Source organism: Haloferax sp. s1, assembly GCF_058382125.1.
Window position 1 is genome coordinate 20546 of record NZ_JBZRPK010000727.1, and the last position, 6503, is coordinate 27048.

Annotated in this window: 4 protein-coding genes; all 4 read right to left on the minus strand. The window is 61.4% G+C overall.

All coding sequences use genetic code 11. The features are described from left to right. Positions 1 to 158 precede the first annotated feature (158 nt). Positions 159 to 2117: a PAS domain S-box protein gene (locus QT222_RS21950; RefSeq protein WP_491478363.1), complete on the minus strand. Its 1959-nt coding sequence runs from the start codon at positions 2115 to 2117 to the stop codon at positions 159 to 161. 204 nt (positions 2118 to 2321) lie between these two features. Next, on the minus strand, positions 2322 to 3953 hold the full coding sequence (locus QT222_RS21955; RefSeq protein ID WP_491478364.1) for a hydantoinase B/oxoprolinase family protein: 1632 nt from the start codon (positions 3951 to 3953) through the stop codon (positions 2322 to 2324). Continuing rightward, a complete protein-coding gene (locus tag QT222_RS21960; protein WP_491478365.1) occupies positions 3950 to 5959 on the minus strand; it encodes a hydantoinase/oxoprolinase family protein in 2010 nt (669 codons plus the stop codon). Before QT222_RS21960 ends, QT222_RS21955 begins: the two co-directional genes overlap by 4 nt. Continuing rightward, positions 5960 to 6503 (minus strand): divalent metal cation transporter (locus tag QT222_RS21965; protein ID WP_491478366.1); only part of this gene is annotated, 544 nt, incomplete at its 5' end.

Consider the following 6503-nt stretch of genomic DNA (forward strand, 5'->3'; position numbering starts at 1 on the left):
CAGCGAGTATAGAAGCCGATAGCTCACACGAGTTTTATCCTCTATTTATCACAATCTGCGTTAACTATTGAAGAACTGCCAGACGGCGCGGGAAACGTACCGGGAACTGGGTCATTTTTCGACTGAAGAGTAACCCGGAGTTCGCTATCCAGGACGACCTACCAAAAGAGTGCGGTCGGTGGCTGTGCAGCCTCTTCGACGGTCATCTCGTCGTCGATGGCCGGAACGAGGAGCGTCGCACGCGTTCCCGTTTCGGTTGGGTTGTCGATTGGTCCGATTTGGAACGACCCCCCGTATCGGGTGACAATCCAGTTAACCAACCACAGACCCATACTACTGCCGTGTTCTAACTCCGTCTCGTGGCCCTCCTCGACGAACGCCGTTTCACTTGGTGAGATGCCCCGGCCGTCGTCAATCACCTCGATGTAGACCTGGTCGTCGGCATCGGACACCGAGAGAGAGACGTGTGCTGAATCCGAGGGGTGGTGTGTAAGCGCGTTCGTCACGAGTTCCGAGATTGCCTGTTCGAGTTCGCTCCCCGCACAGATTCCCCGTTCGGTGGAAATGTCAGTCTCGATGGAAGCATCAGGAAATGCGTGTTCGTGTTCCTCGACAATTCGAGAAAGGAGTGTAGCAGGGTCGAGACGGGTCGGGCTCCGGTCGCGCTGCGCGTATTGTTTTAACTCGCGTGCACGCTCACTTAATTGGACCAGCGAGTCAGCCCGTCGACGTATCCGAGCGGCGGCCACATCAGCCACTGCGGGGTCACGCAAGAGGTCGGCGTTACCGAGAATGACGTTCATGCTATTCCGCAGATTGTGTCGTAAGACCCGGTTGAGCAGTTCGACGAGACGGACAGTCCGTTCCTGCTCCGTGACGTTCTCGTGGAAGCCGACAAAGTGTGTCACCTCGCCTTGGTCGTCCGTGACGGGGCTGATAGTAGTCCGACACCACAATGGCGTGCCATCCTTTCGGGTGATGAGCAGTTCGAACGAAATCGACTCACCGACGTCCAGACTGTTCCGAATCTCGTCTCGAACGTTCGAGTCGACATCTTCAGGCAGGAATGTGTGATACGACTTCCCCCCGAGTTCAGCTCCCGTATACCCAGTCAGTCGCTCAAACGCCTCGTTTACGTAGTCAACAGGGTAACCCGGAAGCGACGCATCGGCAATCGTGATACCGATATGTGTGTCTTCGATAGCCCGGTGTTGAATCCGGAGTTCGCGTTCCTGTTCGACCCGTCTCGTGATATCCCGGGCGACACCCTGCACCAACAGAAGTTCGCCATCGTGGTAGACAGGTCGAGCGTTAATCTCCAGCACGACTGTCTCGCCAGTTTTGGTGTTGAATTCGGCTTCGAGTTGTTCGATGTAGTGGCCGTCTAAGACGCGATTGAACGCCGCAAGTGTCTTCGGAACCGACGACTCGCAGATATAATCGATGAACTGCGTGCCCAACAACTCGTCAGGCTGGTAGCCGATGATTCGTTCGGCCGACGACGAGGCGTACGTGAACTGTCCCGCTAAATCGGTTCGGTAAATGATGTCGAACGTCGTCTCGGTGATTTCTTTGAACCGTTGTCGTTCAGCTTCGAGGCGGCGGTTTCGTTCTTCGAGTTTCGTTTCGTACGCGCGCCGTTCGAGTGCCTGTGAAATCAACTGTCCGAGGAGTTCGACGAGGAGTGCTTTTCTCTCGGGAAACGGCTCGTTTCGGGGTGTCGTGTCGCCGAAACAGACCGTTCCGTACACCTCGTCGTCGACGGTGATTTTCGTACCAATATAACACCCCAGATTGAACGTCTCGAACGCGTTGGATGGAATCTGAGGCGATGCTTCGGCGTCCTGAACGCTTAACTTCTCTTCCATCTGAATTGTTCGCCGACAATAGGCTTCCTCCAGCGGGCACGACTCGCCGGGCTGGATGAGTTCGTGCGAACCAATCGCCTGCTGGATTCGCTGCTCGCCGTCGGTGATACGGGTCAAGAACCCGTACTCTACGCCGAGAAAGTCAGCCACAATTTCGAGTGAGTGCTGTACAGACTCCTCGAAGTCGAGTGACGAGTCGGCAAACGTCGCATAAATTCGCTCGCGAGTCCGAGAACTATTCCGACTCATCACCGGTCGTCGAAGGAGTGTCGTTCAGGCTTTGATTCACGGTTGGCTTACAGAATAGTACGCCTGTCAGAATATAACTGTATTGTCGAGAGAAATTCATCGATAACGACTATAGTATCGATTTGATGCCCGCGAACGGGACAAGCAGTCAAACAGATAACAGAGAAATAGGTATTTTCAGGCCGGAACTCTCACCAGTGAGTCTCAGCTCCGCTCCGACAGTTTCTCGTCGGCAAGGTCCCGTTCGATATCGTCCGGGTTGCGGTCGGCCGGGTCACCGTATCCGCCACCGCCGGGGGTAAAGACGGTTATCGTCGTCCCCGACGGCACATCCCGCGTCACCTTGGCGGGTAACGTTTCATCGGTATCACCCGGTTCAGGGTCGGAAAGGACGTTCTTCCCAACAGTACCATCTTCGCCACCGGCGACTCCCTTTGGCGCAACTCGGCGGCGCTCGGTCAGCAGTGAGACGGTCGCATCCGTCTCGACGGTCACCGACCGGATGATACCGAGTCCGCCACGGTATGTCCCGCGCCCGCCGCTGTTCTCTCGGAGACCGTACCGCTCGACGAAAAGCGGGTACTCCGCTTCGAGCGCTTCGATTGGCGTATTGAGCGTGTTCGTCATACCGACTTGAACGCCGTCCATGCCGTCGCCGCTCGCTCGGCCGCCGAAGCCGCCGGCGATGGTTTCGTAGTACGTGAATCCATCCTCACCGCCGGAGCGACTGCCGATAGTGAGATTGTTCATCGTTCCCTGTCCCTGCGCGGGGACGCGCTCCGGTGCCGCCGCCGCGAAGGCGGTGAAGACGACATCGGTCACGCGCTGGCTCGTCTCGACGTTGCCGCCGACGACGGCGGCAGGTGGAGCCGGGTTCAAAAGCGACCCTTCGGGGACGTGCACGTCGATTGGGTCGTAACAGCCTTGATTCGGCGGTATCTCCGGGTCGGTGACGCAGCGAACGACGAAATAGACCGCGCTCTTTGCGACGGCGAACGGGGCGTTCACGTTGCCAGCGACCTGTGGAGCGGTACCCTCGAAATCGACGTGAATGGACTCACCGTCGACAGTTACACTGACTTCGATTGGGATATCGTCGTCGGTGACGCCGTCGCCTTCGAGCACGTCACGGGCGCGGTACTCACCATCCGGCAGGTCGCGAAGTTCCGCAGTCACCCGGTCGCGCGAGTAGTCCATGACCGCGTCGAACGAGGCGACGACCTGTTTTCTCCCGTGCTCGTCGATGAGGTCCGAAAGCCGTTCTTCGGCCCGCTCGTTGGCGGCGATTTGCGCCCGAATGTCGGCGCGGCGCTCACTCGGATTTCGAACGTTGGCCAAGAGGAGCGACAGCACGTCGTCGTTGATTTCGCCTGCCGTGACGAGTCGAACCGGTGGGAGGCGAAGGCCCTCTTGATAGATTTCGCGAGCACCGGCGGGCATACTGCCGGGAGTCATGCCACCCACGTCGGCGTGGTGCGCCCGAGAGACGGCGTATCCCAGTATCTCGTCGTCCACCGTGAGCGGCGAGACCATCGTCACGTCCGGCAGGTGCGTTCCGCCCTCGAACGGGTCGTTGAGGACGAACACGTCGCCGGGTTCGGGGTCGTATTCAAGCACCGTCGTCACGGCCTCGGGCATCGCGCCGAGGTGAACCGGAATGTGTTCGGCTTGCGCGAGGAGGCGACCCTCGGCGTCGAACAACGCGGTCGAGCAGTCACGGCGCTCCTTGATGTTCGGGGAGTACGACGAGGTGATGAGCACCTGCCCCATCTCCTCGGCGACGCTCTCGAACTGGTTGCGCATGATTTCGAGCGTGATGGCGTCGATGTCGGTCATTCGTCGTCACCTCCCGCGGTCAAGACGAGCGTCCCATCCGCGCGGACGGTTCCGTGCCACGCTGGCGGCACGACGACTGTACTCTCGTCCTGTTCGAGGATTGCCGGACCGGAAACATCGGACCCCGGAGCGATGCGGTCGCGGTCGTAGACTGGTGTGTCGTAAAAACGCGCGCCAAAGAACGCATCACGACTCCCCTTCCGGGCGTCGGTCCCGCCCCGATAGGTGACCGACGGTGAGTCGCATTCGACGACGGCCGTCGCTCTGATATTGACGAGTTCGACCGGGTCCGACATCCGGTAGCCGTACGCGCTCTCGTGAGCCTCGTGGAACCGCCGTTCGACGGCCACCGCATCGAACTCGTCGTCCACGGGGACAGTCAGTTCGAAACTCTGGCCGACGTATCGGAGGTCCGCAGCGCGGCGGACTGCCGCGGATTCGGGAGTCGCAACGTCGGCGAGCACGTCGTCTGCGAGTTCGTCGTAAGCAGTCTCAATCGCCGCCGCGTCAATCGATTCGAGCGGTGTTCGGAACGTCCGCACGGAGTCGTGTTTTTCGTCCGCCGCGAGCAAACCGTACGCCGAGAGAACGCCGCAGGCGCGGGGAACCACGACAGTCTCGATACCGAGACTCTCTGCGAGTGCTGCGGCGTGCATCGGGCCAGCGCCGCCGAACGCGACGAGACCGAATCCGCGCGGGTCGAGGCCGCGTTCGACCGTCACCGACCGAATCGCGCGAGCCATGTTGGCGTTGGCGACGCGGTAGACGCCGCGTGCCGTTTCGAGCGAATCTGCGAGACCGGCCTCGTCGGCGAGCGACGCGAGCGCGTCCTCGGCCGCGGGAACGTCCAGCGAGAGTTCGCCGCCGAGTGCAGAACTGCCGCCGATGTAGCCGAGGACGACGTTCGCGTCGGTCACTGTCGGTTCGGTTCCGCCGCGGCCGTAACACGCAGGACCCGGTTGCGCGCCGGAAGAGCGAGGACCGACACGGAGCGCATTACCCGCGTCGACCCACGCGACGGACCCGCCGCCCGCACCGACGGTCTCGACATCGACCATCGGCGTCTTGATTGGACGGCCGTTGATTTCGGCGTCGGTCGTCTGTTCGACGTCGCCGTCACGAACGAGGCTCACGTCGCTGGACGTGCCGCCCATGTCGAAGGTCACGAGTCCGTCGAGACTGTCGTCTGTCGCCGTCTCCGCAGCACCGACGACACCCGCCGCGGGACCGGACATGGTGGTCGTGACAGCGTGTTCTCGGACAGTCTTCGCCGGAGCGATGCCGCCGTTCGCTTGCATAATTCGGGGGACGGGGACGCCGAGTGAGTCCGCACGGGCTTCGAGCCGACCGAGATAGGCGTCGATTGCGGGCGTCACGTAGGCATCGACCGCGGTGGTCGAGGTGCGCTCGAACTCCCGGAACTCGGCGAGGACCTCGTGGGAAACCGAGACCGGAACGTCGAGTTCGTCGCGAAGAACCTCCGCGACAGCCTGCTCGTTCTCGGAATGTCGATACGCGTGAAGGAGGCTGACGGCGACGCTTTCAGCCCCGGATTCTCGGATGTCGTCGGCGAGTGCTTCGACCTCGTCCGTGTCGACAGCCTGCTGGATGCCGTCGACAGTGGCGCGTTCCGAGACCTCGAACCGTCGCCGACGCGGGACGAGCGGGTCGGGCTTGTCGACCGTCACGTCGTAGAGGTCGGGGCGGGTTTGGCGTCCGATTTCGAGGACATCGCGGAAGCCCTCGGTCGTGACGAGCGCCGTCTTCGCACCGTCGTCTTCGAGCAATGCGTTGACCGAAACGGTCATCGCGTGCGTGAACGCGTCCACGTCGGCGGGAGAGATACCCGCCTCCGTGCAGGCTTTCTCGATGCCCTCGATGACGCCCACGCTCTGGTCGTCAGTGCTCGGGACTTTCGCGGTTACGAGTTCATCATCGGGGGTTAACAGGGCCACGTCAGTGAACGTCCCACCGACATCGACGCCGAGGCGTGTCTCATCTACCATTCAGAGCACCCCTAAGCTTCCTGCAACCGTGTAGAGCGTCCGGAGACCGAGCCAGACGACGATGATTGTAACGATACCACCGACGATGTTCTGCGTCGTGCTGTTGACATAGTTGCCGAGGATGTCGCGGTCGTTCATAATGTAGATGAGGAAGATAGCGACGATTGGAAGCAGGACGCCGTTTGCGACCTGCGCGAAGAGAATCGCCTCAACCGGGCTGTAACCGAGTCCCGAAAAGACGATACCGACGAGCAGAATCGAACCCCAGACGGCGCGGAACTTCGTCGACGAGAGGTCCGTCTCCCAGCCGAGTGCACCGGCGGTTGCGTACGCGCCGGCCAACGGAGCGGTCGTCGCGCTGGTGAACCCTGCGGCGAACAGGCCGCTGCCCGAAAGCACCCTCGCGGGGGGTCCGACGGGCGGGTCGGTTTTTTTGGCCCTCCTGCCCCCGGTCTCGGTATTCGTGCCGGCGGGGAACGCCGCGGGGGGGGGCACGGGGGTTACCGTGGGGGTGAGGGCGCCCGCTGCCGACGGGGGGGTGGTG

Bases quoted from the DNA above. Each gene is read 5' to 3' on its own strand.
- QT222_RS21950 (WP_491478363.1), bottom strand. From the start codon at position 2,117: ATGAGTCGGAATAGTTCTCGGACTCGCGAGCGAATTTATGCGACGTTT.
- QT222_RS21955 (WP_491478364.1), bottom strand. From the start codon at position 3,953: ATGACCGACATCGACGCCATCACGCTCGAAATCATGCGCAACCAGTTC.
- QT222_RS21960 (WP_491478365.1), bottom strand. From the start codon at position 5,959: ATGGTAGATGAGACACGCCTCGGCGTCGATGTCGGTGGGACGTTCACT.